The 23,928-nt window shown below is 60.9% G+C and carries 23 protein-coding genes; 8 read left to right on the top strand and 15 right to left on the bottom strand.

Going from position 1 to position 23,928, the window contains the following annotated elements:
• The first annotated feature begins 92 nt into the window (after positions 1 to 92).
• Positions 93 to 749 (top strand): HAD family hydrolase, encoded by a 657-nt coding sequence (locus D8U61_RS05230; RefSeq protein WP_073471005.1) that lies wholly within the window; start codon positions 93 to 95, stop codon positions 747 to 749.
• Positions 750 to 854: 105 nt separating this feature from the next.
• On the opposite strand, the gene D8U61_RS05220 is transcribed toward D8U61_RS05230, so the two are convergent.
• Together D8U61_RS05220 and ilvA are read right to left on the bottom strand one after the other, a co-directional pair.
• A complete protein-coding gene (locus D8U61_RS05220) occupies positions 855 to 1,268 on the bottom strand; it encodes a DUF2269 family protein (RefSeq protein ID WP_024014701.1) in 414 nt (137 codons plus the stop codon).
• Between the two features lie 41 nt (positions 1,269 to 1,309).
• Positions 1,310 to 2,824 (bottom strand): threonine ammonia-lyase, biosynthetic, encoded by a 1,515-nt coding sequence (gene ilvA / locus D8U61_RS05215; protein WP_130926523.1) that lies wholly within the window; start codon positions 2,822 to 2,824, stop codon positions 1,310 to 1,312.
• A gap of 317 nt (positions 2,825 to 3,141) precedes the next feature.
• On the opposite strand from ilvA, the gene rpiA reads away from it, so the two are divergent.
• Entirely contained in the window at positions 3,142 to 3,816 is a 675-nt protein-coding gene (gene rpiA, locus D8U61_RS05210) for a ribose-5-phosphate isomerase RpiA (protein ID WP_007913886.1), read from the top strand.
• A gap of 141 nt (positions 3,817 to 3,957) precedes the next feature.
• On the opposite strand, the gene D8U61_RS05200 is transcribed toward rpiA, so the two are convergent.
• The 4 genes from D8U61_RS05200 to D8U61_RS05185 form a co-directional block, all read right to left on the bottom strand.
• Complete coding sequence (locus D8U61_RS05200; RefSeq protein ID WP_130889107.1) at positions 3,958 to 4,875, bottom strand: SdiA-regulated domain-containing protein; 918 nt, start codon at positions 4,873 to 4,875, stop codon at positions 3,958 to 3,960.
• Between the two features lie 117 nt (positions 4,876 to 4,992).
• Positions 4,993 to 5,916, bottom strand: coding sequence for an SdiA-regulated domain-containing protein (locus D8U61_RS05195; protein WP_130926522.1), 924 nt, complete (start codon positions 5,914 to 5,916; stop codon positions 4,993 to 4,995).
• Positions 5,917 to 6,231: 315 nt separating this feature from the next.
• Positions 6,232 to 6,897: a fumarylacetoacetate hydrolase family protein gene (locus D8U61_RS05190; RefSeq protein WP_130926521.1), complete on the bottom strand. Its 666-nt coding sequence runs from the start codon at positions 6,895 to 6,897 to the stop codon at positions 6,232 to 6,234.
• 41 nt (positions 6,898 to 6,938) lie between these two features.
• Complete coding sequence (locus tag D8U61_RS05185) at positions 6,939 to 8,333, bottom strand: FAD-binding oxidoreductase (protein ID WP_125925410.1); 1,395 nt, start codon at positions 8,331 to 8,333, stop codon at positions 6,939 to 6,941.
• Positions 8,334 to 8,538: 205 nt separating this feature from the next.
• Here D8U61_RS05185 and serA point away from each other — a divergent pair, with 205 nt between their 5' ends.
• On the top strand, positions 8,539 to 9,768 hold the full coding sequence (gene serA, locus D8U61_RS05175; RefSeq protein ID WP_024014707.1) for a phosphoglycerate dehydrogenase: 1,230 nt from the start codon (positions 8,539 to 8,541) through the stop codon (positions 9,766 to 9,768).
• Positions 9,769 to 9,891: 123 nt separating this feature from the next.
• On the opposite strand, the gene D8U61_RS05170 is transcribed toward serA, so the two are convergent.
• A complete protein-coding gene (locus D8U61_RS05170) occupies positions 9,892 to 10,317 on the bottom strand; it encodes a DUF4399 domain-containing protein (RefSeq protein ID WP_039757489.1) in 426 nt (141 codons plus the stop codon).
• 135 nt (positions 10,318 to 10,452) lie between these two features.
• Here D8U61_RS05170 and D8U61_RS05165 point away from each other — a divergent pair, with 135 nt between their 5' ends.
• Complete coding sequence (locus D8U61_RS05165) at positions 10,453 to 11,016, top strand: transporter substrate-binding domain-containing protein (RefSeq protein ID WP_125925409.1); 564 nt, start codon at positions 10,453 to 10,455, stop codon at positions 11,014 to 11,016.
• Positions 11,017 to 11,246: 230 nt separating this feature from the next.
• On the opposite strand, the gene D8U61_RS05160 is transcribed toward D8U61_RS05165, so the two are convergent.
• On the bottom strand, positions 11,247 to 11,732 hold the full coding sequence (locus D8U61_RS05160; RefSeq protein WP_130926520.1) for a DUF523 domain-containing protein: 486 nt from the start codon (positions 11,730 to 11,732) through the stop codon (positions 11,247 to 11,249).
• Between the two features lie 2 nt (positions 11,733 to 11,734).
• On the bottom strand, positions 11,735 to 12,367 hold the full coding sequence (locus D8U61_RS05155; protein ID WP_071172179.1) for a 2OG-Fe(II) oxygenase: 633 nt from the start codon (positions 12,365 to 12,367) through the stop codon (positions 11,735 to 11,737).
• 108 nt (positions 12,368 to 12,475) lie between these two features.
• Between D8U61_RS05155 and D8U61_RS05150 the strand changes: the two genes are divergently transcribed.
• Entirely contained in the window at positions 12,476 to 13,207 is a 732-nt protein-coding gene (locus tag D8U61_RS05150; RefSeq protein WP_123441772.1) for a DUF2059 domain-containing protein, read from the top strand.
• A 104-nt stretch (positions 13,208 to 13,311) separates the two neighbouring features.
• Here D8U61_RS05150 and D8U61_RS05145 read toward each other — a convergent pair whose 3' ends face one another.
• A complete protein-coding gene (locus tag D8U61_RS05145; protein WP_024014713.1) occupies positions 13,312 to 14,259 on the bottom strand; it encodes an alpha/beta hydrolase in 948 nt (315 codons plus the stop codon).
• Between the two features lie 99 nt (positions 14,260 to 14,358).
• Between D8U61_RS05145 and D8U61_RS05140 the strand changes: the two genes are divergently transcribed.
• Positions 14,359 to 14,937 carry a DUF6436 domain-containing protein gene (locus D8U61_RS05140; RefSeq protein WP_024014714.1) on the top strand — a complete coding sequence of 193 codons (579 nt, stop codon included), beginning with the start codon at positions 14,359 to 14,361 and terminating at the stop codon, positions 14,935 to 14,937.
• 102 nt (positions 14,938 to 15,039) lie between these two features.
• Positions 15,040 to 17,448: a penicillin acylase family protein gene (locus tag D8U61_RS05135; RefSeq protein WP_130926519.1), complete on the top strand. Its 2,409-nt coding sequence runs from the start codon at positions 15,040 to 15,042 to the stop codon at positions 17,446 to 17,448.
• Positions 17,449 to 17,649: 201 nt separating this feature from the next.
• Here the strand turns inward: D8U61_RS05135 and D8U61_RS05130 are convergent, their stop codons facing one another.
• Positions 17,650 to 18,615, bottom strand: a complete 966-nt coding sequence (locus tag D8U61_RS05130) for a GlxA family transcriptional regulator (protein WP_122698629.1) — start codon at positions 18,613 to 18,615, stop codon at positions 17,650 to 17,652.
• 311 nt (positions 18,616 to 18,926) lie between these two features.
• Here D8U61_RS05130 and D8U61_RS05125 point away from each other — a divergent pair, with 311 nt between their 5' ends.
• On the top strand, positions 18,927 to 19,568 hold the full coding sequence (locus D8U61_RS05125) for an HD domain-containing protein (RefSeq protein ID WP_071172175.1): 642 nt from the start codon (positions 18,927 to 18,929) through the stop codon (positions 19,566 to 19,568).
• A 174-nt stretch (positions 19,569 to 19,742) separates the two neighbouring features.
• Here D8U61_RS05125 and D8U61_RS05120 read toward each other — a convergent pair whose 3' ends face one another.
• The 4 genes from D8U61_RS05120 to D8U61_RS05105 all read right to left on the bottom strand — a co-directional run bounded on the left by D8U61_RS05120 (position 19,743) and on the right by D8U61_RS05105 (position 23,850).
• Entirely contained in the window at positions 19,743 to 20,633 is an 891-nt protein-coding gene (locus D8U61_RS05120; protein ID WP_122748323.1) for an ABC transporter permease subunit, read from the bottom strand.
• Complete coding sequence (locus tag D8U61_RS05115) at positions 20,630 to 21,511, bottom strand: ABC transporter permease subunit (protein ID WP_177318487.1); 882 nt, start codon at positions 21,509 to 21,511, stop codon at positions 20,630 to 20,632. Before D8U61_RS05115 ends, D8U61_RS05120 begins: the two co-directional genes overlap by 4 nt.
• Before the next feature lie 35 nt (positions 21,512 to 21,546).
• Positions 21,547 to 22,689 carry a polyamine ABC transporter ATP-binding protein gene (gene potA / locus D8U61_RS05110; protein ID WP_016772662.1) on the bottom strand — a complete coding sequence of 381 codons (1,143 nt, stop codon included), beginning with the start codon at positions 22,687 to 22,689 and terminating at the stop codon, positions 21,547 to 21,549.
• A 63-nt stretch (positions 22,690 to 22,752) separates the two neighbouring features.
• Positions 22,753 to 23,850: a polyamine ABC transporter substrate-binding protein gene (locus D8U61_RS05105; RefSeq protein WP_038860901.1), complete on the bottom strand. Its 1,098-nt coding sequence runs from the start codon at positions 23,848 to 23,850 to the stop codon at positions 22,753 to 22,755.
• Positions 23,851 to 23,928 lie beyond the last annotated feature (78 nt).

Genomic DNA, 23,928 nt, shown 5'->3' with positions numbered 1-23,928 from the left:
AGGCGGCAACGAAGGTTCCTACCTTATGTGCACTCTTGTGAAAAGACCGTATTCTTGTCGCCTTTTTACTGACTTTTCAGCGGGTAACTGCAATGCGCCTGGCTTTATTCGATTTGGACAACACCCTTCTGGGCGGCGACAGCGATCACGCCTGGGGCGATTATCTGTGCGAGCGCGGCTTCCTCGACCCGATCGCCTACAAGGCGCGCAACGACGAGTTCTATCAGGATTACCTGGCCGGCAAGCTCGACAACGCCGCCTACCTGAACTTCTGCCTGGAAATTCTCGGCCGCACCGAAATGGCCGTACTCGACGCCTGGCACAGCGATTACATGCGCGACTGCATCGAGCCGATCGTGCTGCCCAAGGCACTGGAGCTGCTGAAGAAGCACCGCGATGCCGGCGACAAACTGGTGATCATCACCGCCACCAACCGTTTCGTCACCGCGCCGATCGCTGTGCGCCTGGGCGTGGAAACCCTGATTGCCACCGAATGCGAAATGGTCGACGGCCGCTACAGCGGGCGCAGCACCGACATTCCATGCTTCCGTGAAGGCAAGGTCACGCGCCTCAATCGTTGGCTGGAAGAGACCGGGCATTCGCTTGAGGACAGCTATTTCTATAGCGATTCAATGAATGATCTGCCGCTGCTGGAGCAGGTGGCGAATCCGGTGGCGGTGGACCCGGATCCGAATCTGCGGGCCGAAGCCGAGAAGCGTGGCTGGCCGGTGATCAGTCTGCGCGGCTGACTCCGCCTTCGCGAGCAAGCTCGCTCCCACAGGGAATTTGTGAACGACACAGATCCAATGTGGGAGCGAGCTTGCTCGCGAATGGGATCGACTCGGTCTCAAGCCTTAAACCGGCTTGGCCCCCATCAACGCCGCTATGGCGACAAATCCGACGCCGCTGACAATCGCCAGGGCCAGATTGAATGTGCGGTTGCCCACCCCGCTTGTCCACAGCCGATCCAGCCGGACCAGCAGCCAGACCGCGCTGAGCGTGGCCACGGCATAGATCACGCTGGACCCCAGAATCCACAATTGGCCCAATGGCCAGCCCACCAGGTGCACCAGCCACCAGCCGGTGAAAGGCATGCTGAGCATGCCGATCAGCATCAGACACCAGATGAACAGCCACGGACGGCGCATCGTACTGGCCGGGCCTTCGCTGCGATTACGCCAGGTCAGGGCGGCGAGCCCCAGCCCGCTCGCGAGGATGACCACGGTCGCCGCGACGTGAAGGACTTTCAGGGTGGTCAGGGTTTCCATGTCGTTCTCATCCGTAGATCCATGCCCATCAGCGTAGCCGCTCAGCCAAGAAACAGCTGATAGGCCGGGTTGTCGCTTTCATCCCAATACGGGTAGCCGATTTCCGCCAGTGCCGCCGGCACCAGATGACGTTCGTCATGGGGCACTTGCAGGCCGGCGACCACGCGGCCGTCCGCTGCGCCGTGGTTGCGGTAGTGGAACATCGAGATATTCCAGCGCCCGCCGAGCTTGTTGAGGAAGTTGAACAAGGCGCCCGGACGCTCCGGGAATTCGAAGCGCAGCACCACTTCATCGACCACCTGCGCCGCGCGGCCGCCGACCATGTGGCGGATGTGCAGCTTGGCCAGCTCGTTGTCGGTCAGGTCGATAACCGGAAAACCCTGCTCGGTCAGGCTCGCCAGCAAGGCGCTGCGCGGATCGTTGTCCGGGTGGGTCTGCACGCCAACAAAGATGTGTGCTTCGCTGCCGGTGTTGTAGCGGTAATTGAATTCAGTGATCTGGCGCTTGCCGATGGCTTCGCAGAACGCCTTGAAGCTGCCGGCCTTTTCCGGGATGGTCACGGCGATGATCGCCTCGCGACCTTCGCCCAGTTCGGCGCGCTCGGCGACGTGGCGCAGGCGGTCAAAATTGACGTTGGCGCCGGAGTCGATGGCGACGAAAGTCTGGCCGCTGACGCCACGCTGCTCAACATACTTCTTGATCCCGGCCACGCCCAGCGCGCCGGCAGGCTCGGTGATCGAGCGGGTATCGTCGTAGATATCCTTGATTGCTGCGCAGATCTCGTCGGTGCTGACAGTAATCACTTCATCGACGTAATCCTTGCATATCTCAAAGGTGTACTGGCCGATCTGCGCCACCGCCACGCCGTCGGCGAAGATGCCGACAGTCGGCAGAACCACGCGCTCGCCCGCTGCCATCGCGGCTTGCAGGCAGTTGGAGTCGTCCGGTTCGACGCCGATCACTTTGATGTCCGGGCGCAGATACTTCACGTACGCGGCAATACCGGCGATCAGACCACCGCCGCCGACCGGGACGAAAATCGCATCCAGCGGCTGCGGGTGCTGACGCAGGATTTCCATCGCCACGGTGCCCTGCCCGGCAATGGTGTGCGGATCGTCGTACGGGTGGATGTAGACGTAGCCTTTTTCATCGACCAGTTTCAGCGAGTAGGCCAGCGCTTCCGGAAACGAGTCACCGTGCAGCACCACTTTGCCGCCGCGCGAACGCACGCCTTCGACCTTGATTTCCGGGGTGGTCTTGGGCATGACGATGGTGGCTGTGACGCCCAACACTTTCGCCGCCAGGGCCAGACCCTGCGCATGATTGCCCGCCGACGCGGTGACCACGCCTCGGGCGCGCTCTTCGTCGCTCAGCTGGGTCAGCTTGTTGTAGGCGCCGCGAATCTTAAACGAGAACACCGGCTGCAAGTCTTCGCGCTTGAGCCAGATGTCGTTGCCCAGCCGCTCGGAGAGCTGGCGAGCGTTCTGCAGCGGGGTTTCTACGGCAACGTCATAAACGCGCGAGGTGAGGATCTTCTTGACGTACTGTTCGAGCATCGGAAAGCATCACTGGCGATTGGGCGGGACCAGCGAGTCTAACCCGCCTTTTGCCGAGGCGACCACACTAAACAGGTGGTTTTAGGGTCTGGAAACCCATTCTTGAGTGAGCACCGTTGTGGCGAGGGGATTTATCCCCGCTGGAGTGCGAAGCGCTCCCCTGCATTTTTTCAATTACACCGCGTTCCAGGGTCTTACGACGACTGCGTTGCCGAACGGGGATAAATCCCCTCGCCACAGCTTGTTTCCCCCTCTACCACCGCGAGGCCTATAATGCCGGCCTTTCTGCCCAACCCTTGCCCGCTTCCGGAGCCCGCATGACCCAGGATCAACTCAAACAGGCCGTGGCCCAGGCCGCTGTCGACTTCATCCTGCCGAAACTCGACGACAAGAGCATCGTCGGCGTCGGCACCGGCTCCACCGCCAACTGCTTCATCGATGCACTGGCCCAGCACAAGGGCGCGTTCGATGGCGCCGTTGCCAGCTCCGAAGCCACCGCCGCGCGCCTCAAGGGCCATGGGATTCCGGTGTATGAGCTGAATACCGTCAGCGATCTGGAGTTCTACGTCGACGGCGCCGATGAAAGCGATGCGCACCTGAACCTGATCAAGGGCGGCGGCGCCGCTCTGACCCGCGAGAAGATTGTCGCCGCTGTGGCCAAGACCTTCATCTGCATCGCCGACGCCAGCAAACTGGTGCCGGTACTCGGCGAGTTCCCGCTGCCGGTGGAAGTAATCCCGATGGCCCGCAGCCACGTAGCCCGCCAACTGGTCAAACTCGGTGGCGACCCGGTGTACCGCGAAGGCGTGTTGACCGACAACGGCAACATCATCCTCGACGTGTTCAACCTGCAGATCACCAACCCGGTGGAGCTGGAAGCGCAGATCAATGCCATCGTCGGCGTGGTCACCAACGGCCTGTTCGCCGCGCGCCCGGCGGATCTGCTGTTGCTGGGCACCAGTGAAGGCGTGAAAACCCTGAAGGCTGAGTAACAGACTGCCCGAATCATGGGCAGACAAATAAACCTGTGGGAGCGAGCCTGCTCGCGAATGCGCCTGTTCAGCCAACATCTTCATTGACTGGCCAACCGCACTCGCGAGCAGGCTCGCTCCCACAGTGTTTTGTGGTGTTGGTCAGTTTTGTGTGGGCTTCTTGAAGACGTAGAACAGATTCGGCTCGCTCACCAGGTACAACGTGCCGTCATCATCCATCGCAATTCCCTCCGCCTGCGGCACGGTTTTCTGCAAACCCTGGCGCCCGCCGCTGATCGACATGGTGCTCAACGGGCGCCCGTCGACATCCAGCTCGATAATCAACCGCGACTCGTCCGACAGCGCCAGCAAGTGCCCGCTGCGTTCGTCGTACTGCAGACTCGACAGATCACGCACGAACATCCCGGCATCGCGCTTGGGGTTGTTGATCACGTGCACCGCGTAGGTCTTGTCCGGTTTGAAGTGCGGAAAACCGTGGACCTCGTAGATCAGCATCGGGTCGCGTTCTTTGGCCACGAACAGCCGCTTGCCCACCGAGTCGTAAGCCAGCCCTTCGAAACCCTTGTTGCCGGACATGTGCACGCCGAGGGTCATTTGCTCGGCATCCTCGGCATCGAGAAAAGTGGTGTCGGCCTCGAGGTGGATCTTGATCAGCCGTTGCTGACGCTCGTCGGTGATCACGTAGGTGTCGGCGCTGATGTACTCGACGGCTTCCGGATCGCCAAACCCCACCAGAGCGATGCGCCGCAGAATCTTGCCTTCCAGGGACAATTCGACCAGTTCGGAATTCTTGTTGGTCACGGTGAACAGGCTTTTACGCACCGGATCGTAGGTCAGCGCCGAGACGTCATCGTCGAGCCCGTCGATCGGCCGCGCTTCGATGGTCACCCGATATTGATCCAGGCCGATCGCCTCGCTGCTCACCGGTTGCCACAGCGTGTGCAGGTTGAACCAGGCGCGCTCGAACAGGCGCAGGTATTGGCCGATCGCGATCAACGCGATCAGGACAATCATCAACAGGACGAGGATCAGCGGTTTGGGGCGGGCAAGTCGACGCATTCAGGCAGGCTCGGATTCATGACAGGCCGATGAAATATCACGCCCGTCTGAATTGAAGCTTAATGGCCACTTGTCCGCCACGACAACCGCACAATTACGCGATTGTCGTAGGGAAAATTACCGGTGTTTTTCGAATCGGTAGAACAGGTTCGGTTCGCTGACCATGTACAGCGTGCCTTCCTCATCCATGGTCATGCCTTCGGCGCGGGGGATGGTGTCTTTCAGACCGTTGAAATTGCCGAGCAATGTCATGAAGCTGACTTGCTTGCCGGCTTCGTCCAGTTCCAGCAACAGGTGCGAATCGGCGGACAACACCAGCAGATGGCCAGTGCGCGGATCGACAGCCAGCGCCGACAGGTTGCGCAGATCCAGCTGATCGCTGGCCAGTTTCTGCTTGTCGCCCTGCAGGGTCTGGCCGCCATCGCTTTTCCAGGTGAACAGCGCCGGGGGGCGTTCCTCCCCCAGAATAAGTCGCTGATTGCGCCCGTCCCAGGTGATGGCCTCAAAAGCCTTGTTCTGATCTTTCGACGGCCCAAGGTCGTATTTGGGGAAATCGGCGATGTTCAGCTCACGAGTCGCGGCATCGACCTTGACGATCGACAGCGTATGCTCACGCTCATCGACAATGGCCAGCAAACCGTTTTCCATGACCGTCAAGCCTTCCGGATTACTCCAGCCCACCAACGGCATCTTGCGCAACACGTCGCCCTGAAGCGTCAGCTCGACCAGAAAGGCATTCTTGCCCATCACCGCAAACAGTGTCCTGGTCTGCGGGTTGTAGGCCAGATCCGAAGCTTCGTCCTTCTCCATGCCCGGCAGCGGCTTGGCATCGATCACCACCTGATAGTCCGGCAGCCACACGCTCTCCTTCTGCTCGGCCTTGCTCTCGAAGCGCTCCAGCACCCACAGCACGCCGCGATCATCCCAATGCATGGCGAACGCCAGCCCATAGGCTGCGGCGATGACCAGCAACAGCCAGACATACCAGCGCAGGACGAAGCGCGAACGGAAGGGGGATTTCTGCTGAGTTGGAGATGCCATCAAGGGATGCGTTCCGTTAATTCAGGCCAAGGGTAATAGCACAAAGAGGCCGGCTGAGACGCCAGAATCGCGGGAATTATCCAGAGAGGATGTGAAAAAAACGGCAAATGGCGGGATTGCCGTGTGCATTTGCCAGCAGCAACACATTACAGATATGGAATGGCCCTTGTGGCGAGGGGATTCATCCCCGTTGGCGCGCGAAGCGCGCCCCTCTTGATCTTGAAGAGGGGCCTGCTGCGCAGTCCAACGGGGCGGTGCGACGTTTCGCTAAACCCCCTCACCACAAAGCTCACCCCCCAACAAGGGGTTCTGCGGTTAGCGCACGCTGCTGCTGAAGCTGCTCGCCCCCGGCAGTTCGAGGATGATTTCATCGCCGACGTTCAGCGGGCCGACGCCCACTGGCGTGCCGGTGAGGATCACGTCGCCGGCCTGCAGCGAGAAGCAGCCGGCCATGTGCTGGATCATCGGCACGATCGGGTTGAGCATCGCGCTGCTGTTGCCGTCCTGGCGCACTTCGCCGTTGATGGTCAGGCGGATGCCGATGTCGGTCAGGTCAGCGAAGGTGCTGCCGACCACGAACGGGGCGATCACCGCCGCGCCGTCGAACGACTTGGCGATTTCCCACGGCAGGCCCTTGGCTTTCAGCTCGGCCTGCTTGTCGCGCAGGGTCAGGTCCAGCGCCGGGGCGAAGCCGGAGATCGCATCGAGGACTTCTTCACGGCTCGGCTTGGTCGACAGCGGCTTGCCGATCAACACGGCGATTTCCGCTTCGTAGTGCACCGAACCACGCTCGGTCGGAATGCTGAACCCGCCTTCCAGCGGCACCACGCAACTGCCCGGCTTGATGAACAGCAGCGGCTCGGTCGGCACCGGATTGTCCAGTTCCTTGGCGTGCTCGGCGTAATTGCGGCCAATGCACACGACTTTCCCGATCGGGAAGTGAATGCGCGTGCCGTCGACGTACTGGTGCTGATAGCTCATTTACCGACTCCTGCCTTTATTGATTCAACAGAGATTACCGATCAAACCGGGAAAATCTTGCCCGGGTTCATGATGCCGTTCGGGTCGAACACTGCCTTGACCGCTTTCATGTACTCGATCTCGGCCGGCGAGCGGCTGTAGGTCAGGTAATCACGCTTGGTCATACCGACGCCGTGCTCGGCCGAGATCGAGCCGTTGTACTTCTCGACGGTTTCGAACACCCACTTGTTGACGGTGGCGCACTTGGCGAAGAACTCGTCCTTGCTCAGATTTTCCGGCTTGAGGATGTTCAGGTGCAGATTGCCGTCGCCAATGTGGCCGAACCAGACGATTTCGAAATCCGGGTAGTGCTCGCCAACGATCGCGTCGATTTCGCGCAGGAACGCCGGCACTTTCGAGACGGTAACCGAGATGTCGTTCTTGTACGGCGTCCAGTGGGAAATGGTTTCGGAGATGTACTCGCGCAGCTTCCACAAGTTGTGCAACTGGGTTTCGCTCTGGCTCATAACGCCGTCGAGCACCCAGCCCTGTTCAACGCAGTGTTCGAAGGTTTCCAGCGCGCTGTTGGCCACTTCTTCGGTAGTCGCTTCGAATTCCAGCAGGGCGTAGAACGGGCACTCGGTCTCGAACGGCGCCGGCACGTCACCACGGCCCATGACCTTGGCCAAGGCCTTGTCGGAGAAGAATTCGAACGCCGTCAGGTCGAGTTTGCCTTGGAAGGCGTGCAGCACCGGCATGATCGAATCGAAATCGGCGGTGCCGAGGACCATCGCCGTGAGGTTTTTCGGCGCGCGATCGAGGCGCATGGTCGCTTCGACGACGAAACCGAGCGTACCTTCGGCGCCGATGAACAGCTGACGCAGGTCGTAACCGGTAGCGTTCTTGATCAGGTCCTTGTTCAGCTCGAGCACGTCGCCCTTGCCGGTGACGACTTTCATGCCGGCCACCCAGTTGCGGGTCATGCCGTAGCGAATCACTTTGATCCCGCCGGCATTGGTGCCGATATTGCCGCCAATCTGACTGGAACCCGCCGAGGCGAAGTCGACCGGATAGTACAGGCCGTTTTCCTCGGCGACGTTCTGCAGATGCTCAGTGACCACACCCGGCTGGCACACGGCGGTGCGATCGGTGAGGTTGACGTCGAGAATCTGGTTCATGTAATCGAACGAAACCACCACTTCGCCATTGGCCGCCACTGCTGCGGCGGACAGCCCGGTGCGCCCGCCGGATGGCACCAGCGCAATTTTGTGGGAATTGGCCCAACGCACCACGGCCTGCACTTGCTCGATGGTCTTGGGAAACACGATGGCGCTCGGCGCCGGCGCGAAATGCTTGGTCCAATCCTTGCCGTAAGTGTTCAGGGAGTCGGCGTCAGTGAGGACTTTGCCAGGCTCAACCAGGGTCTTCAGTTCATCAATCAGCGCAGGATTGGTCATCGACAGAACTCTCGAACAATTCATGGTCATCCTGAGAACGCTTCACGTCGCAGGAATGAGTGTTTAGCGGGGTGGCTATGCTAGCATACCGACCCCGCAGGACAGTGCCCAAGGCCAGATCCGCGGTGACGGCTTTGTTGCCGTGCGGGTCAGCTCCAGGCTGCTCCCTCCCTGCCATTTTTCTCCGGGATACAGGTTTACGCAGATGAGCAAGACTTCTCTCGATAAGAGCAAGATCAAGTTCCTTCTTCTCGAAGGCGTCCACCAATCGGCTGTCGACGTCCTCAAGGCGGCGGGCTACACCAGCATCGAATACCTGACTGGTTCCTTGCCGGAAGCCCAGCTCAAGGAAAAGATCGCTGACGCTCACTTCATCGGCATCCGCTCGCGCACGCAACTGACCGAAGAGATCTTCGATCACGCGAAGAAACTGGTCGCGGTCGGCTGTTTCTGCATCGGCACCAACCAGGTTGACCTCAGTGCGGCCCGCGAGCGCGGTATTGCCGTGTTCAACGCGCCGTACTCCAACACCCGTTCCGTAGCCGAGCTGGTACTGGCCGAAGCGATCCTGCTGCTGCGCGGCATCCCTGAGAAGAATGCATCCTGCCACCGTGGCGGCTGGATCAAGTCCGCCGCCAACTCGTTCGAGATCCGTGGCAAGAAGCTGGGCATCGTCGGCTACGGCTCGATCGGTACGCAGCTGTCGGTGCTGGCTGAAGGTCTGGGCATGCAAGTGTTCTTCTATGACACCGTGACCAAGCTGCCACTGGGCAACGCTACGCAGGTCAACAACCTGCACGAGCTGCTGGGCATGTCCGACATCGTCACCCTGCACGTCCCGGAAACCGCCGCCACTCAGTGGATGATCGGCGAGAAGGAAATCCGCGCCATCAAGAAGGGCGGCATCCTGATCAACGCCGCACGCGGCACCGTGGTCGAACTCGACGCCCTGGCGGACGCGATCAAGGACAAGCACCTGATCGGCGCGGCCATCGACGTGTTCCCGGTGGAACCACGCTCCAACGACGAAGAGTTCGAAAGCCCGCTGCGTGGCCTCGACAACGTGATCCTGACCCCGCACATCGGTGGCTCGACCGCCGAAGCGCAAGCCAACATCGGTCTGGAAGTGGCAGAGAAACTGGTCAAGTACAGCGACAACGGTACCTCGGTGTCGTCGGTCAACTTCCCGGAAGTGGCGCTGCCGGCTCACCCTGGCAAGCACCGCCTGCTGCACATCCACGAGAACATCCCGGGTGTGATGAGCGAGATCAACAAGGTTTTCGCCGAAAACGGCATCAACATCTCCGGTCAGTTCCTGCAGACCAACGAGAAAGTCGGCTACGTGGTGATCGACGTCGACGCCGAATACTCGGAGCTGGCGCAAGAGAAACTGCAACACGTCAACGGCACTATCCGTAGCCGTGTTCTCTTCTGAAGAAGCAGCGGCAAGCTTCAAGCTACTAGCGGCAAGTGAACAGCGCTTTTGCTTTACCTTGCCGCTTGCAGCTAGCCACTTGAAGCTGAATTAAAAAAGGGAGCCCCGCAGGGCTCCCTTTTTTTATTTCACGTTGACGGTGATTTTTTCCGAAACGATCGATGGGTCGAACGGCATGTGGCCGCTGTCGCCGAGGATCAGTTGCAAGGTGTGCTTGCCGGGGGCCAGTTTGATCGTGGCTTCGGTCTGCGCCTTGCCGAAATGCATGTGATGGGCGTCAGTCGGGATCGGCGCGCCTTCGGCCGGCAGGTCGTCGACGTCGATCAGCAAGTGATGGTGGCCGGTGTTCTTGGTGGTGTCACCCGCCGGGGCCAGCGCGATGTTCTTGACGCCGAACTTGACCTTGAATTCCTGCGAGACGGTGGCGCCGTCCTCGGGAGAAACGATGAACACTTCAGCATCCTTCGGCGCCGGTGTCGCCGCACTGGCCAGCACCGAAACACCCATCAGCACACCGGCCAACGCTGCACGTGACATAAAGCTTTTCATTTTCTTCTCCAGTTTTTCCGTAAAATCCGCACGGTCATGACAACTTCATGACCATTCGTTGTCGAAGGCACTCGACAACCATAGCAAAGCGAGCCTGAATCAGAGCGTCGCGATAATGATTTCAAAGGAGTGACCATGCGCCTGCTGCCTGGCCTGATCTGCCTGCTACCCCTTCTGAGCCCGCTGGCTCACGCCGAACTGATTGATGACGTCAACGACCGTGGCGAGCTGCGCATAGCCCTTGAGGCTAATACACCGCCCTTCAATTACAAGGAAGGCGACACCCTCACGGGGTTCGAGGTCGAGCTTGGGCAACTTCTGGCCCAGGAGCTGGATGTACGCGCCGACTTCATCGTGACCGACGAGGGCGACCTGCTCCAGGGCGTTGAAAGCGGCAAGTACGACGTCGCGCTCAACCACATAGCACTGACACCCGAACTCAAGGATCGTTTCGACTTCAGCGAGCCGTACGGCGAGGTTGATGGGCAATTGTTGGCGAAGAAGGACGAGACGCCGCGGCCGATGGTGCTGGTGCAGGCGTTGACCGAAGCGAAGCCGAAAGCGGCAGCGCCGGTGGAATTGGCGATACCGTTTCAGAAGGGTAATCCGGCGTTTCAGGCCAGCCTCAAGAGCGCGCTGGAACGGATCAAGGCGGATGGGCGGTTGGCGGCGCTGTCCGAGAAGTGGTTGAAACCGTAAGAGCCCCTCACCCTCACCCTAACCCTCTCCCGGAGGGAGAGGGAACTGATCCGGGGATGCTTTTGAGGTACGCCGACTTGGGATTGCTATACCGAATCCGAAATCGACTGATCATGGCTTTGTCGAATCCCTGGTCGCCAAGGTCTTTCAGGTCGATGGACAGCGCCAGACACCTCGGTCGGCCCCCTCTCCCCCCGGGAGAGGGCTGGGGTGAGGGCAACAATGGCGGATCAGTCCAAAGCCGCCAGAGTCACCGCCGCCTCAGCCAGCTCAAGCTCACTGAAAACCCGAACCCCATGACGCTTGAGCAACGCCGCCGTCACCCCTTCGCCATTGACCTTGACCCCGCTGAACGTGCCGTCATACGTCAGCAGGTTCCCGCAAGACGGACTGTTGGCCTTGAGCACCGCCACCCGAATGCCGTGCTTTTGCAACAGTTCCAGCGCTTGCCGCGCCCCCTCGAGAAACTGCGCGCTGACATCCTCGCCATCGGTAGTGATCACAGCAGCAGTGCCATCCAGCACCTCACCGCCCTGCCCGCCAGGAATCTCAGCCGCCGCCCGCGGCGTCGGCAATCCACCGGCCACCTCCGGACACAACGGCACTACGCGCCCTTCTTCGATCCATTGCTCAAGCAGATCAAACGGCCCGCTCGCGCCACCGTCATAGCGCACGCGATGGCCCAGCAGGCAGCGACTGACCAGGATCTTTTCCATGTTCAGAACGGCTCGTTGCCACGGCGACGGAACCAGCCGGTCAGCGACAGCCGCTCGCGATGGGCCGGCATCACTTCGTGGGGCACTTCGCCGGAGAGAAACACCACCAGACAGCCGCCGGTCGGCTGTACGTCATGCACACGTTCTTCGCCCAGGTACATGCGCAATTGGCCACCGTCCTCCGGCAGCCAGGCCTCGTTGAGGTAGATGACGGCCGAGACCATGCGCCGGTCATCATCGCGAAAGCGGTCAACGTGCTTGAGGTAAAACGCGCCGGGCGGGTACAGGGCGAAATGGCATTCGAAATCCTCAAGCCCCAGAAACAGACCGCGATTGAGTGCCTCGCGCAGACTGTCCATCAGGCTCAGGTAACGGTCAGTGGCCTCGGCCTGACCCGGGTCGATCCACTGGATGTGATCGCCGCGAATACCCTCGCGAATCTCCGAAAAAGGCCCGCGTCCGACCGCCGCCGGCGCCAGCTCACCTTCGGCTTCACGTTTACGGCACTCGGCCGCCAGCGCCCGGGTCAGATCGGCGGGCAGGAAGATGTTCTGCTGCGACCAGCCGTGTTCAGCCAGGTCGTCGACAATGCGTAACAGCAGCGGGTGTTCAGAGGATATCGGCATGGCGCGCATAGTATGCCGACGGCGATAAATCCGACAGAGCCACGCAGCGCCTTGCTACGAATTCTCGACAAGTACCGGCACCGCACGGACAATAGTCCGCTGCTGACAGGAGTCCCTATGCGCCGTTTGCTTTTTTCACTGTTGATGTTCTGCGTATTGCCCGCCTGGGCGGACGGCTTTGATCAGTTGTACAAGGTCGCCGGCTGGCCAGAACAACGCGCGCATTTCAACGATGCCCTGAGCGCCGCCCAGCAGCGCTATCAGAACAGCCTGCCGCCTGCGGTATTTCAGGCGCTGGTCAACAACAGCAATCAGCGCTTCGCCGCGCAGGCCATGGATCAGCGTGCCGAAGCGCAACTGCGGCAGAAACTCGCCGACCCGAAACCGGCGCTGACCTTCTTCCAGTCGCCGCTGGGCAAGAAGATCGTTGCCGCCGAACTGCTGGCGACCCGCCGCGATCAACTGGCAAAAAATGCCCAGGGCCTGCCGAAGATGCAGGCCAGCGACAGTCGCTTGCTGATCATCGGCCATCTCGCCCAGGCCCTGCCAGCCCGTGAGGCGGGCGCCGAGGTCAGTCTGGCGATTGCCGGCGTAGCGGCGGACAGCTTGAGTTCGATGATCCCGGGACTGCTCGGCGGTGGACAGGCACAGGGCATGTTGAACGGTCAGCGCCAGCGGCTGATGGATCAGATCGGCGCCGATCTGAACAACACGCTGCTCTATGTCTATCGCGACTTGTCGGATGAAGAGCTCGAAGAATTTGCGACGTTTGCCGAGTCGACCGAGGGCAAGGCTTACTACCAGGCGGCACTGGCGGCGATTCGGGCGGGGTTGGCGGTCGGCCAGTGATGTTCGTTACCTGAAAGATCGCATTCGCGAGCAGGCTCGCTCCCACAGTTGTAACGCATTCCCCTGTGGGAGCGAGCCTGCTCGCGAAGAGGCCCTCCCAGGCACTAGAGATTCCGCCCCCTGATCCGCTTGCTCAAGAATTCGAAATACTCCTCACGCATCTCCGCCGTTTCATTGGCCAGGTGATGCCGTGCCTCGGCCAGCAGCAGAATCTGCGGTCGGTCGAACTTCCATTTCAACACCTGCAGATTGTGCTGCCAGTCGACAGTCATGTCCGCCTGCCCCTGAATGATCAGCGGCCGTCGCGGACTTTTTTTCGCGTGCTCGACGCGGATGATCCAGCGCGACAGCGCGCCCACCCATTTCGTCGGCAGGCGCCTTGGCTGTAACGGATCGGCCTGCAGAAACGGCAGGAAATCCGGATCGTTGGAGTTCTCGCTGAAGCGTCGCGCGACCCCGCGTACAAACGGCCGCAGCAGGTAATAACTCAACTGCGACCAGCCCCACGCCCTCGGCCTTACCAATGGCGCCAGCAGAATCACCTGCCCCTGCGCCGGGCTGTTCTCGCCATGGTTGAGCAGGTGATCGACGACAATCGCGCCACCGGTGCTTTGCCCGCACAAATGCCAAGGCTGCGGCAGCGCGATCGAGTTCGCTTCAGCAAACAGCGCCTGCAACACGTCCTGGTATTCAGAGAAATCACGAATGCTTGCCCGTGGCCCGCTCGACAGACCATGGCCCGGCAAGTCGCAGGCGATCACGGCAAAATCCTGATCCAGCGCCCACTCGATCACATGCCGGTACAGGCCGATGTGATCGTAGTAACCGTGCAGCAGAAACAACGTCGCCTTGACCTTCTCCGGCCACCAGCAATGGCTGACCAGCTCGTAGCCATCGACCTCGAAACGACCCATGCCGCGCCAGACATCGCGCTCGGCAAAGTCGGTCTTGTAGAAGCGCTGATAAGCCTTCGCCTCATCCGATAACGGCTGCCACTCGGCCAATGGCTTGAGGCTCGCGCGTAAATGATCGGGGTCGAAAGTATCAGGCATGCGCACATTCCAAAGCGGTAAACGGACTTTATCGGCCTGCGATATTCATCTGTCGGAGCAAGCATGGCAAGCTAGCCAACCTTTTCAGATTCCGAAATCATGCGTTCGCCCTACCGCACCGCACTGTTCGCCAGCCTGCTCGCGCTGATCTGCGCCGGGGTGCTGTGGGCGGCGTATGACTGGTTTCAGGGCCGCTATCTGCGCGCGTTCAGCGAACATACGGCGGTATTTTCCGGTGACCCGCTGCGCCTGCCGGACAACCTCGCCGGGCCGGGCAATATCCGCCTGGTGCACTTCTGGGACCCGGCCTGCCCGTGCAACGTCGGTAATCAACAGCACCTGAGCGAGATGGTCGAACAGTTCGGTCCTCGCGGCGTGGAGTTCTTCGCCGTGCAAAAGCCCGGCAGCCACGGCCAGTTGCCCGCCACCCTCGCCAGCCTGAAAACCATCATCGTCCTGCCCGGCGCCGAACAGATCCCCGCCAGCCCCGCCGTGGCGATCTGGGATCGTAGCGGCAAACTCGCCTACTTCGGCCCGTACAGCGAAGGTTTGACCTGCAACTCCAGCAACAGCTTTATCGAACCGATTCTGCATGCCCTGACGGAAGATCGCCCGGTCAATGCCACGCATACGCTGGCAGTGGGTTGTTATTGCCCGTGGCCGGCGGACGCGAAGTAAGGCATTCCGGACTTTTCAAGGACAGCGCTGCACCGCACAGATGCTCTGTGCTAAATGTTTGCAGCCCGACGGGCGGCCTTCCCGCCTGCACAAGGAGTCACCATGAAGCGTGCGTTGATCGTCGTTGCCTTGCTCATCGTTGTCCTGCTCGGCGCCGCCGGCGGGTATATCTACAGCAAGCAGCCGACGCGCCAGGGCCAGGTCGAGCTGCGCAATCTGCAAGGCTCGGTGACCGTGCGCTATGACGAGCGCGGTGTGCCGCATATCCGCGCCGAGAACGAAACCGACCTCTATCGCGCCCTCGGTTATGTCCACGCGCAGGATCGTCTGTTCCAGATGGAAGCCATGCGCCGCCTCGCCAGGGGCGAGCTGGCCGAAGTGCTCGGGCCGAAACTGCTCGACACCGACAAACTGTTTCGCAGCCTGCGCATCCGCGAGCGTGCGGCCAGTTACGTCGCCAGCCTCGACAAGCAGTCGCCGGCGTGGAAGGGCCTGCAAGCCTATCTGGACGGCATCAACCAATATCAGGACAGCCACGTCGCGCCGATCGAGTTCGACGTGCTGGGCATCCCCAAGCGGCCGTTCACGGCCGAAGACAGCATTAGCGTCGCCGGCTACATGGCCTACAGCTTTGCCGCCGCATTTCGCACCGAACCGCTGCTGACCTACGTGCGCGATCAGCTCGGCGCCGATTACCTCGATGTGTTCGATCTCGAATGGCAGGCCAAAGGGGTTCTGGCCACCGATCACACTCGGCACGCACCGGCCCTCGCCGCCGGCGACTGGCAGGACCTCACCGCCCTCGCCCGCCTCAGCGAACAGGCGCTGCTCGACAACGGCCTGCCGCAGTTCGAGGGCAGCAACGCCTGGGTGATTACCGGCAGCCGCAGCCAGAGTGGCAAGCCGTTGCTGGCCGGCGATCCGCATATCCGCTTCTCGGTGCCGTCGGTGTGGTACGAGGCGCAGTTGTCGGCGCCGGGTTTCGAGTTATACGGCCATCATCAGGCACTGGTGCCGTTCGCGTTTCTGGGACACAACCTCGATTTCGGCTGGAGCCTGACCATGTTCCAGAACGACGATCTCGATCTGATCGCCGAGAAGGTCAACCCGGACAACCCCAATCAGGTCTGGTATCGCGGTCAGTGGACCGACATGCTCGTCAGCGAGCAGCAGATCAATGTGAAAGGCCAGGCTCCAGTGACGATAACCCTGCGCCAGTCTCCGCACGGGCCAATCGTCAACGACGCCCTCGGCAGCGCTGCCGGAAAAACACCAATCGCGATGTGGTGGGCCTTCCTCGAAACACCCAACCCGATCCTCGAAGGCTTCTACCAGCTCAACCGCGCCGACACCTTGGCCAAGGCCCGCGCGGCAGCGGCCAAGGTGCAGGCGCCGGGCCTGAATCTGGTGTACGCCAACGCCAAGGGCGATATCGCCTGGTGGGCCTCGGCCCTGCTGCCCAAACGTCCGGCCGGGGTGAAACCGGGCTTCATCCTCGACGGCAGCACGCCTGAGGCGGACAAGGAAGGCTATTACCCGTTCAGCGCCAACCCGCAGGAAGAGAATCCGGCGCGCGGCTATATCGTCTCGGCCAACTTCCAGCCCGTGTCGCCGACCGGCATGGAGATTCCCGGTTACTACAACCTTGCCGATCGTGGTCAGCAGCTTGACCGTCAGCTCAGCGACAACCGGGTGAAGTGGAGCAACGAGGCCAACCAAAAACTGCAATTGGGCACGGCGACCGGTTACGGCCCGCGTCTGTTGGCGCCGCTGTTGCCGGTGTTGCGTGAGGTGGTCAGTGATCCGGCGCAACTGAAACTGGTCGAGCAGCTGGCGCAGTGGCCCGGCGACTATCCGCTGAATTCCGTCAGCGCGACGCTGTTCAACCAATTCCTCTACGACCTTGCCGATGCGGCGATGCGCGATGAGTTGGGCAATGACTTCTTCGAAACACTGCTGTCGACGAGGGTGATCGATTCGGCGCTGCCACGCCTGGCGGCCAAGGCGGATTCACCGTGGTGGGACAATCGCAGCACGCCAGCCAAAGAAACCCGCGCCGATGTCGTGCGCACGGCGTGGGCGGCAAGCATGGCGCATCTGAAACTGACCCTCGGCGATAACGTGGCCGGTTGGCAGTGGGGCGCGGCGCACACCCTCACCCACGGCCATCCGCTGGGGCAGCAGAAGCCGCTGGACCGCCTGTTCAACGTCGGCCCGTTCGCAGCGCCGGGCAGCCACGAAGTGCCGAACAACCTCTCGGCGAAGATCGGCCCGGCACCATGGCCGGTGACCTATGGACCTTCGACGCGCCGACTGGTGGATTTCGCCGATCCGGTGCATGGCCTGACGATCAACCCGGTCGGCCAGAGTGGCGTGCCACTGGACAGTCACTATGACGACCAGGCCGAGGCGTATGTGGAGGGGATTTATGTGCAGGCGCATTTCAGCGAGGAAGAGGTGCTGGCGAATACGCGCAGTACGTTGAAGCTGCTGCCTGCGCGCAAGCCCTGAAGAGCCCCTCACCCTAGCCCTCTCCCAGAGGGAGAGGGGACCGATTGGGGGATATTCATGAGAAACGCCGACGTGAAAGATTGGCGCCGAATCCATAATCGATAAGGTCTTTCAGGTCGATGTAACACGCCAGACACTGCAGTCGGCTCCCTCTCCCTCTGGGAGAGGGCTGGGGTGAGGGCTTTCGAGCTCAAGCCCGGATCAAACATTCAGCGCAAAATTCATCCGAAACTGCTGCGGCGTCACGCCTAATCTGCGGTTGAACACACTGCGCATATGCTGCGCATCACGAAACCCGCACTGATAGGCCACGGTTTTCAGCGGCGCCGTGGTGCTTTCCAGCATGACCCGCGCCGCATCCACCCGCGCCCGTTCGACAAACTCCGCCGGGGTCACTTTCGCTTCCCGCGCGAACACCCGGGAGAAATTGCGCGCACTCATGTTCGCCGCATTGGCCAGATCGGCGATCGTCAGATCGCCAGTGAGATTGGCCAGCACATACAACTGCACCAGCGCCACCGCTGACGTCGGCTCGGCATGCGGCGTGAGGAACGGGCTGAACTGCGATTGCCCGCCCGAGCGCTGGGTAAACACCACCAGCCGTTTCGCCACACTCAGCGCGACCTCGGCACCGTGGTCGCGCGCCAGCAGGTACAGCGACAGATCGATGCCCGCGGTGACCCCGGCCGAGGTGTAGAGCGCGCCGTCCTCGACATACAGGCGATCCGCCTCGACCCGCGTGGTCGGGCACAACTGCGCCAACGCCTCGGCATCGTTCCAGTGCGTGGTGACAGTGCGCCCCTCGAGCAAACCGGCGCGGGCGAGCATGAACGCGCCATTGCAGATCGAGCCGAAACGCCGGGCGCGGCCACAGGCTTCACGCAGCCAGGCATCGAACGTGGGGCCAAAATCCATGAACGGCAATTGCGGGCCGCCGGCGACCAGCAACAGGTCGGGGCTATCCTTTGCTTCGCTGAAGTGGCAGTGGGCGTTCAGGCTCATGCCGTTGGAACAGGCCATCGGTCCATGCTCGACGCCGATCACTTGCAAGCGATAGTGATCCTGCGGCGCAAGAAAGCGGTTGGCTTCGGCGAACACGTCCATGGGGCCGCTGACGTCCAGTGACTGCACGCCGGGGAACACCACAATGGCGACGGATTTGTTCATGACTCAAACGTCCTCGATCCTTTGGCAGACACACAAACCTGTGGGAGCGAGCTTGCTCGCGAAGAGGCCAACACACGCAACATAGCTGTCGAATGAGAAACCGCTTTCGCGAGCAAGCTCGCTCCCACATGGGCCATGTCCAACTGGTTGATCGAGCTAACCCTGGCCAGCCCACACCCGACAAGTGAGCTTGGCACGATTTGCAGGTGCAATGGCAAGGATCGCAGCCATGACTCGATTGTTCGCTTGGCGCGCGGGGAACAGACTTTCTCCAGCAGCGCCACGACGGCGTTTTCGACGAGGAAACCGTTATGACCAGCACCATCGCCGGCATCAAGATCCCTGACAGCGCCCTCGCCCGGGCCACCACCGAGTACATCCGCGACATCGAATCCGACCTGCTTTATCACCACTCGCGCCGGGTGTTTCTGTTCGGTGCCCTGAGCGGCGAGCGCCAGCAATTGGCCTATAACCCGGAGCTGCTGTATGTCGGGGCGATGTTCCACGACCTTGGTCTGGTCGCAGGTCATCGCAGCGATGACGAGCGCTTCGAAGTGGACGGCGCTAATGCCGCCGCAGCCTTTCTCAAACCGTACGGGCTGAGCGACGACGACATCGAGCAGGTGTGGCTGTCGATCGCATTGCACACCACGCCGGGCGTACCCAGGCATCTGCGCCCGACCGTCGCGCTGGTGACCGCCGGGGTGGAGATGGACGTGCTGGGCATGGACTACGCGGCGTTCAGCAGCGTGCAGCGCGAAGCGGTGGTGCATGCGCATCCACGTGGGGAAGGTTTCAAGGAGTGCATCATCTGCGCGTTCGCCGACGGCTTGCGTCATCGCCCGCAGACCACGTTTGGCAATGTGAAGACTGATGTGCTGGTGGATCAGGAGCCGGGGTTCAAACCGATGAATTTCGTCGAGGTCATCCGCCAGTCTCCCTGGACTGCTTAAAACCAGATTTGGAACTGGGCCCTGTGGCGAGGGGATTTATCCCCGTTGGGTTGCGAAGCGACCCCCAAAAAAAGGCCTGCTGCGCAGTCCATCGGGGATAAATCCCCTCACCACAAAAGCCCGCTCCCACATTTTGATTTGGGTTGGCCTCGGGAATGAAACCAACCCGCCGGCTCACACAGTCTGTGGCGCAGGCGCGCGGCGTGCGTCCGGTTGCTTCCACGAATCAGCCGCGCTTTCTTCGATGGCCTGCTGGATGGCTTTCTTGCGTGCTTCTTCGGCGCGGCGGCTGAAGAACCAGACGAGGAAGGTCACCAGCGACACCGCCAGCAGAATCAGGCTGGCCACGGCGTTGATTTCCGGCTTCACGCCCAAGCGCACGGCCGAGAACACTTCCATCGGCAGCGTCGTCGAACCCGGGCCGGACACGAAGCTTGCCAGCACCAGGTCATCCAGCGACAGCGCGAACGACATCATCCCGCCCGCCGCCAGCGACGGCGCGATCATCGGGATGGTGATCAGGAAGAACACCTTCCACGGCCGTGCACCCAAATCCATCGCCGCTTCTTCGATCGACAGGTCCAGCTCACGCAAGCGCGCCGACACCACCACCGCCACATACGCCGCGCAGAACGTGGTGTGGGCGATCCAGATGGTGACGATGCCGCGCTCCTGCGGCCAGCCGATCATCTGCGCCATGGCCACGAACAGCAGCAACAGCGACAGACCGGTGATCACTTCCGGCATCACCAGTGGCGCAGTCACCAGGCCGCCAAACAGCGTGCGGCCCTTGAAGTGGGTGATGCGCGTCAGCACGAACGCGGCCAGGGTACCCAGTGCCACCGCAGCAACCGCGGTGTAGCAGGCGATTTCCAGCGAGCGCAACACCGAGCCCATCAGTTGCGAGTTGTCGAGCAGGCCGACATACCACTTGATCGACCAGCCGCCCCACACCGTCACCAGTTTCGAGGCGTTGAACGAGTAGATCACCAGGATCAGCATCGGCAGATAGATGAAGATCAGACCCAGTACCAGCATCAGGCTGGAGAAACGGAAGCGCTTCATTCTTTACCCTCCATTTCCTTGGCCTGACTGCGGTTGAACAGAATGATCGGCACAATCAGGATCGCCAGCATCACCACCGCCAGGGCGGACGCCACCGGCCAGTCGCGGTTGTTGAAGAATTCTTGCCACAGCACCTTACCGATCATCAGGGTTTCCGGGCCGCCGAGCAGTTCCGGGATCACGAACTCGCCGACCACAGGAATGAATACCAGCATGCAGCCGGCGATGATGCCGTTCTTGGACAATGGAATGGTGATCTTCCAGAAGCTGTTGAACGTGCTCGAGCCCAGATCGGACGCGGCTTCCAGCAGACTCTGATCGTGTTTGACCAGGTTGGCGTACAGCGGCAGGATCATGAACGGCAGGTACGAATAGACAATCCCGATGTACACCGCCAGGTTGGTGTTGAGGATCTGCAGCGGCTCGTCGATCAGGCCCATGCTCATCAGGAAACCGTTGAGCAGGCCGTTGTTGCTGAGGATGCCCATCCACGCGTAGACGCGGATCAGGATCGCCGTCCAGGTCGGCATCATGATCAGCAGCACCAGCACCGTTTGCAGCTCTTTGCGCGCGCTGGCGATGGCATAGGCCATCGGATAGCCGATCAGCAGGCAGAGCAAGGTGCTGATAAAGGCCATTTTCAGCGAGCCGAGATAGGCAGCGATGTACAGCTCGTCGTCACCAAGCAACGCGTAGTTGCCCAGGTTCAGCAGCACTTGCAGCTTCTGCTCGGCGTAGGTGTAGATCTCGGTGTACGGCGGGATCGCCACGTCGGCTTCGGCGAAGCTGATCTTCAGAACGATGAAGAACGGCAGCATGAAGAACAGGAACAGCCAGATGAACGGTACCCCGATGACCATCTGCCGGCCATTGGGGATGATTCGGTTTATGCGGCGTTTGAATTTGCGCATGTTCATGAGCGAAGTACCACGCCGCTATCGTCTTCCCACCACACGTAGACCTGATCGCCCCAGGTCGGACGCGCGCCGCGACGTTCGGCGTTGGCGACGAACGACTGCACCAGTTTGCCGCTCGGCAATTCGACGTAGAACACCGAGTGCCCGCCCAGATAGGCGATGTCGTGGACCTTGCCGCTCGACCAGTTGTATTCGCAGGTCGGCATGTCGGCGGTGACCAGCAGTTTTTCCGGGCGAATCGCGTAGGTGACCGACTTGTCCTGCACCGAGGTGCTGATGCCGTGGCCGACGTAGATCTGCCGGTCGAGGTCCTTGCAGGTGATGGTCGCGTGGCCTTCGGCGTCGTCGATCACTTCGCCTTCGAAGATGTTGACGTTGCCGATGAATTCGCAGACCAGACGGCTGGTCGGGGTTTCGTAGATGTCGATCGGGCTACCAATCTGCGCGATCCAACCGAGGTGCATGATCGCGATGCGCTCGGCCATGGTCATGGCCTCTTCCTGGTCGTGGGTCACCATTACGCAGGTCACGCCGACGCGCTCGATGATTTCCACCAGTTCCAGTTGCATCTGCGAACGCAGTTTCTTGTCCAGTGCGCCCATCGGTTCGTCGAGCAGCAACAGCTTCGGCCGCTTGGCCAGCGAACGGGCCAGGGCCACACGCTGGCGCTGACCGCCGGACAGTTGATGCGGCTTGCGCTTGGCGTACTGGCTCATCTGCACCAGCTTGAGCATCTCGGCCACGCGGGCGTCGATTTCAGCCTTGGGAATCTTGTCCTGCTGCAGGCCGAAGGCAATGTTCTGCGCCACGGTCATGTGCGGGAACAAGGCGTAGGACTGAAACATCATGTTGATCGGACGGTCGTACGGCGGCATGTCGGTGATGTCGACGCCGTCGAGGAAAATCCGCCCTTCCGTGGGCCGTTCGAAGCCTGCAAGCATCCGTAGCAAGGTGGATTTGCCCGATCCCGAACCGCCGAGCAGAGCAAAAATTTCGCCCTTCTTGATTTCCAGGGACACGTCGTCCACGGCAATCGTCTCGTCGAACTTCTTCGTGACCCGGTCGATTTTGACCAGCACCTGTTTTGGTGTCTGGTCGCCCTCGAGGGCTTTCTTGTAGGCGCCGGAGGCAACTGCCATTTACGAAACTCCCAACAGAAGCAGCAGTTCGCCCCGCAAGACGAACCCTGGATAGTTTGTGCGTTATTTGCCCGACTTGACCTTGGTCCAGCTACGGGTCATCAAACGCTGAATATTGGCTGGCAACTCGGTCGACACGTAGGTCTTGTCGAGGACTGCTTGCGGTGGGTAAACCGCTTCATCGGTGCGAATGGATTGTTCCATCAGCTTGTCCGAACCCGGGTTGGGGTTGGCGTAACCGACGTAATCACTGACCTGGGCGATCACCTCAGGTTTCAGCAAATAGTTGATGAAGGCGTGGGCTTCCTTGACGTTGGACGAATCCTTGGGGATCGCCAGCATGTCGAACCACAGCGCGCCGCCCTCTTTCGGGATCGAATAGGCGATGTTGACGCCCTTCTTGGCTTCCTCGGCACGGTTCTTCGCCTGGAAGATGTCGCCGGAGAAACCGATGGCCACGCAGATGTCGCCGTTGGCCAGATCGCCGATGTACTTCGAGGAATGGAAATAGGTCACGTAGGGACGCACCGCGAGCAACTTGGCGGTGGCCTTTTCGTAGTCTTTGGTGTTGGTGCTGTTGGCGTTCAGGCCCAGATAATTGAGCATGGTCGGCATCATTTCATCAGCCGAATCGAGGAACGCAACGCCGCAGCTGTGCAGCTTCTTGATGTTTTCCGGCTCGAACAGCACGGCCCAGGAATCGATCTTGTCGATGCCCAGCACAGCCTTGACCTTGTCGACGTTGTAGCCGATGCCGTTGGTGCCCCACAGATACGGCACGGCGTAGAGGTTGCCGGGGTCGTTCTGCTCCAGGCGCTTGAGCAGCACCGGGTCGAGGTTGGAATAATTCGGCAGTTGCGCCTTGTCGAGCTTCTGGAACGCGCCCGCCTTGATCTGCTTGCCAAGGAAGTGGTTCGACGGCACGACCACGTCGTAACCGGTGCGCCCGGCGAGCAGCTTGCCTTCCAGGGTTTCGTTGGAGTCGAAAACGTCGTAGACCGGCTTGATCCCGGTCTCTTTCTCGAAGTCGGCCAGGGTCGACTCGCCGATGTAATCGGACCAGTTATAAATATGCACCGTACCGGCGGCCTGGGCTCCGACAGCGATTGTCAGGCCGGCAGCGGCCAGCAGGGCTTTGCGCAAAGAAGAAAATACAGGCAAGTGGAGGTCCTCTAAATGGATTGGGCCCAAGTTGCCCCGCGCTGCATGACAGCCATGGCTGCCCGACAACAAAACCGG

The sequence above is a fragment of the Pseudomonas sp. Sample_14 genome (assembly GCF_004307515.1).
Lineage (GTDB): Bacteria > Pseudomonadota > Gammaproteobacteria > Pseudomonadales > Pseudomonadaceae > Aquipseudomonas > Aquipseudomonas atacamensis.
Note: the sequence above shows the minus strand (reverse complement) of the source record. Positions and strands in the feature narration are given on the sequence as shown.

Bases quoted from the DNA above. Each gene is read 5' to 3' on its own strand.
- D8U61_RS05230 (WP_073471005.1), top strand. From the start codon at position 93: ATGCGCCTGGCTTTATTCGATTTGGACAACACCCTTCTGGGCGGCGAC.
- D8U61_RS05120 (WP_122748323.1), bottom strand. From the start codon at position 20,633: ATGAAGCGCTTCCGTTTCTCCAGCCTGATGCTGGTACTGGGTCTGATC.
- D8U61_RS05195 (WP_130926522.1), bottom strand. From the start codon at position 5,916: ATGGCATCTCCAACTCAGCAGAAATCCCCCTTCCGTTCGCGCTTCGTC.
- D8U61_RS05145 (WP_024014713.1), bottom strand. From the start codon at position 14,259: ATGCCTGATACTTTCGACCCCGATCATTTACGCGCGAGCCTCAAGCCA.
- D8U61_RS05155 (WP_071172179.1), bottom strand. From the start codon at position 12,367: ATGCGCGCCATGCCGATATCCTCTGAACACCCGCTGCTGTTACGCATT.
- D8U61_RS05170 (WP_039757489.1), bottom strand. From the start codon at position 10,317: ATGAAAAGCTTTATGTCACGTGCAGCGTTGGCCGGTGTGCTGATGGGT.
- potA (WP_016772662.1), bottom strand. From the start codon at position 22,689: ATGGCAGTTGCCTCCGGCGCCTACAAGAAAGCCCTCGAGGGCGACCAG.
- ilvA (WP_130926523.1), bottom strand. From the start codon at position 2,824: ATGCTCGAACAGTACGTCAAGAAGATCCTCACCTCGCGCGTTTATGAC.
- rpiA (WP_007913886.1), top strand. From the start codon at position 3,142: ATGACCCAGGATCAACTCAAACAGGCCGTGGCCCAGGCCGCTGTCGAC.
- D8U61_RS05185 (WP_125925410.1), bottom strand. From the start codon at position 8,333: ATGACCAATCCTGCGCTGATTGATGAACTGAAGACCCTGGTTGAGCCT.
- D8U61_RS05135 (WP_130926519.1), top strand. From the start codon at position 15,040: ATGAAGCGTGCGTTGATCGTCGTTGCCTTGCTCATCGTTGTCCTGCTC.
- D8U61_RS05160 (WP_130926520.1), bottom strand. From the start codon at position 11,732: ATGGAAAAGATCCTGGTCAGTCGCTGCCTGCTGGGCCATCGCGTGCGC.
- D8U61_RS05165 (WP_125925409.1), top strand. From the start codon at position 10,453: ATGCGCCTGCTGCCTGGCCTGATCTGCCTGCTACCCCTTCTGAGCCCG.
- D8U61_RS05200 (WP_130889107.1), bottom strand. From the start codon at position 4,875: ATGCGTCGACTTGCCCGCCCCAAACCGCTGATCCTCGTCCTGTTGATG.
- serA (WP_024014707.1), top strand. From the start codon at position 8,539: ATGAGCAAGACTTCTCTCGATAAGAGCAAGATCAAGTTCCTTCTTCTC.
- D8U61_RS05130 (WP_122698629.1), bottom strand. From the start codon at position 18,615: ATGAACAAATCCGTCGCCATTGTGGTGTTCCCCGGCGTGCAGTCACTG.
- D8U61_RS05220 (WP_024014701.1), bottom strand. From the start codon at position 1,268: ATGGAAACCCTGACCACCCTGAAAGTCCTTCACGTCGCGGCGACCGTG.
- D8U61_RS05150 (WP_123441772.1), top strand. From the start codon at position 12,476: ATGCGCCGTTTGCTTTTTTCACTGTTGATGTTCTGCGTATTGCCCGCC.
- D8U61_RS05140 (WP_024014714.1), top strand. From the start codon at position 14,359: ATGCGTTCGCCCTACCGCACCGCACTGTTCGCCAGCCTGCTCGCGCTG.
- D8U61_RS05190 (WP_130926521.1), bottom strand. From the start codon at position 6,897: ATGAGCTATCAGCACCAGTACGTCGACGGCACGCGCATTCACTTCCCG.
- D8U61_RS05125 (WP_071172175.1), top strand. From the start codon at position 18,927: ATGACCAGCACCATCGCCGGCATCAAGATCCCTGACAGCGCCCTCGCC.